The sequence below is a fragment of the Streptomyces sp. ATLC9 genome (genome assembly GCF_057196705.1).
This window is the reverse complement of the sequence record NZ_JBXUOY010000416.1, coordinates 1-3114: the sequence shown is the minus strand read 5'-3', so window position 1 is coordinate 3114 and position 3114 is coordinate 1. Positions and strand designations below refer to the sequence as shown.

The window sequence follows — 3114 nt, the reverse complement described above, 5'->3', positions numbered from 1 at the left end:
GGCCCAGGGCGTGCCCGCCGCCGACTCCGGGGTCCCCGCGCCGCCGTCCAGGCCCGCGGCCAGGGCGGCGGCGGCAGCGGCGGCGTCAGTCTCCGCGGCCTCCGGCAAGGACACGGCCGGGAACAGCACGCCGGAGGAACGGCGGAGACCGGGCCGGCGGTCCGCCCGGTGACCCGCCGCGCACCCCGTACCCCGCCCGGCGGGCACACCGGCCGGGGAGCGGTGAGCGCGGCCCGGACCCCGGGGGCGGGCTTCCCGGAGCCCGGCCGGCTAGGACCTCCCCACCCAGGAGAAGGTGACGCACAGCCGCCGGTCGCCGAACCAGCCGCCCAGCCAGTCGCCCAGGTCCACGCAGAACCCCGGCCGGTTCCGCTCCGGGGGCCGGACGCCGGACTTCATCCTCGCCCGGAAGACCGCGGAGGACTCCGGATTCTCCTCGCACCGCCACACCCCGTGCGGACAGTAGTCGCTGATGGTGTGGTAGAGCGGTTTCCGCTCGTCGATCCAGTCCAGCATGCGGCGCATGTACTCGGCGTTGTCGCCCCTGCGGAACAGTCCCCATTCGGGGTAGGAGATCGGTTTTCCGCGCGCCGCGGCGAAATCCACCTGGTGCCGCAGTCCGTAGGGCTGGTTCACTTGGTCGTCGAACGTCTCGCCGGGCGGCTGGTCGTAGGAGTCCATCCCGATGATGTCGACCACGTCGTCGCCCGGGTAGCACTCGGTCCAGCCGATCGCGTCCTTTCCCCGGCTGGGCGCGAAATCGAAACGGAACCTCTGCCCGTCCACCGACCGCATGGCGGCGACGATGCGCCTCCAGTACGTCTTCCACGCCTGCGGGTCCGGAGCGCAGCGGTGGGTGTAGGTGGTGCCGTTCATCTCCCAGCCCAGCACGATCACCGTGTCGGGCACCCCCGCGGAGACCAGGTGCCCGGCCAGGGTGCGGAAGTGGTGGTCGAAGCGGCCCCGCGCGCCCTGGGCGAGCAGTTCGCGCACCTCGTGGTCGGGGAGGCCGGCCTCGTTGCGCGCCTGCATCGGCACGTTGAGCACGAACAGCCGGTCGGGGTCGGCGCGCCGCCACTGGGCCCATGGGCGCAGGAAGTACGGGTCGCTCTCGATGCGCTCCCAGGTGTCGCCCGGCAGATAGGTGTGGCCCACCCGCAGATCCGCGCCGCCGAGCCATTTCCGCAGCTCCGCGATTCGCCGCACTCCGTCCGAGCCCGAGCCGAGGAAGGCGCCGGCGGCGACGGAGGAGCCGGCCGCACCCGGCGGGCGGGGCCCGGCGCGGTCGTCCCCGAAGGTGCCGGTCGCCACGGCGCCGCCCACCACCAGGGCTCCGGCGGCGACGGCCCCGGTGCACGCGGCCGTCAGCCCGCGGCGCCGGGCGGGTGCCGCGGGCTTCCGGTGCCGACCGGTCCTCCCCGGTCGGGGATGTCGATGGGGCATCGTGCCTCCTTCGCTGCGTCGCCAGAACCGCCTGCTCGTTCTCCCCGGCCCTGCGCGTCTTTTCCGCGACACTAATCGGAGAATCCATCAAATGACCCGCGGGGCTGCTTTCTGATAACCCGTTCGCTCTTTCCGCCGCCCACTCGGACCAGTGTCGTGAGGGAATTCCGGTGACGTCGGCGAAGCCGGGGAAAAGACGCCCGGTAACACCGTCGGCGGAGTACCGGGGGACGGTGGAGAGCGCCAGGGGAAACCGCAAGAGAAAACACCGAGGAACACCGAGGAATCCGCATGTCGCCACCGCTCGACACCGAGGTACCCGTACTGCTGCTGAGACTCGACCGGAATCCCTTCCACCACGGCACCCTGGGGGCCGTCAGGTCCCTGGGGCGCGCCGGTGTCGAGGTCCACGCCGTCGTCGAGTCGCCGCACTGCCCCATCGGCCGCTCCCGCTACCTGCGTCAGGGACACCACCTTCCGGCGGACGGGGTCCGCGGCACCCACCGGACGGGGGAGACGGTCGACGCCGGCGGCGCGTCGGAGATCAGGCTGGAGCGGATGCTCCGCCGGATCTCCGACCGCATCGGACGGCCCGCCGTCCTGATCCCCATGGACGACATGGGGGCCATCGCCGCGGCCCGGCTCGCCGGACGGCTCGCCGGGCGGTTCCTGCTGCCCGAACAGCCACCCGAACTGCCGCAGCGGGTGGCCGACAAGGCCCGGCTGGCCGCCATGTGCGGGGAGCTGGACATCCCGCACCCGCCGACCGTGAGCCCGCGCAGCGCCGGTGAGACCGCCGCCGCGGCCCGGGAGCTGGGTCTGCCGCTGATCGCCAAGTGGAGCCGTCCCTGGCTGCTGCCCCAGGGCGGCGAACTGCGCAGCACCACCGTCGTCACCACGGAGGACCAGGCACGCGCCCTGTACCGGCGCAGCGGCGAGGCCGGCAGCCGGCTGCTGCTCCAGCGGCTCGTGTCCGGCGGCCGGGACACCGACTGGTTCTTCCACGGCTGCTTCACCGGCGGAGCGGTCCGCCTGGCAGGAGGGGCCGGACGCAAGGAGCGTTCCTGGCCGGTGGACGCCGGGCTCACGGCGGTCGGCCGCTGGCTGCCGAACCCCGAGGTCGAGCGGGCGGCACGGCTGCTGGCCGAGCACCTGGACTACCGGGGCATCCTCGACCTGGACTTCCGGTTCGACACCGCCACCGGCACCTACCAGTTGCTGGACTTCAACCCCCGTCCCGGCGCGCAGTTCCGGTTGTTCACCGACCGCTCGGGGCTGGACGTCGTCAGGGCCCTGCACCTGGATCTCACCGGCCGCGCCATCACCCCGGCCGGCCCCGTACCGGGCCGGGTCTTCGTCGCGGAGAACTACGCCCTGCTGTCCTCGCTGGCGGCACTGCCCTCCGAGGGCCTGCCGCTCACCGCCGTCCGGCGCGGACGGGGGTCCGCCGCGGGTGACGGCACGGGTGGCGACACGCTCGGGAGGTACGGGAGGAAGGAGCCCCGGGAGACGGAGACCGCCTGGTTCGCCGCGGACGACCCGGCGCCCTTCCTCGCCATGGCCACCGCCTGGATCGGGCAGGGCGGGCGCAAGGCCGCGGCGCGTCTGGGACGGCGCCTGCTGCGCGCGGGCCGGCCGGCGGTCCGCGTGCGGGCGCCGGGGGGACCGGAC

At 73.9% G+C, this 3114-nt stretch carries 2 protein-coding genes; one reads left to right on the top strand and one right to left on the bottom strand.

Annotated elements, in window-relative coordinates; translation table 11 throughout:
• Positions 1–270 precede the first annotated feature (270 nt).
• Complete coding sequence (locus AC2CJA_RS25665) at positions 271–1443, bottom strand: glycoside hydrolase family 26 protein (protein WP_484605057.1); 1173 nt, start codon at positions 1441–1443, stop codon at positions 271–273.
• 291 nt (positions 1444–1734) lie between these two features.
• On the opposite strand from AC2CJA_RS25665, the gene AC2CJA_RS25660 reads away from it, so the two are divergent.
• On the top strand, positions 1735–3114 hold a 1380-nt coding region (locus AC2CJA_RS25660), incomplete at its 3' end, for a carboxylate--amine ligase (RefSeq protein ID WP_484605056.1).

Coding starts and splice junctions, on each gene's coding strand:
- AC2CJA_RS25665 (WP_484605057.1), bottom strand. CDS start 1,443: ATGCCCCATCGACATCCCCGACCGGGGAGGACCGGTCGGCACCGGAAG.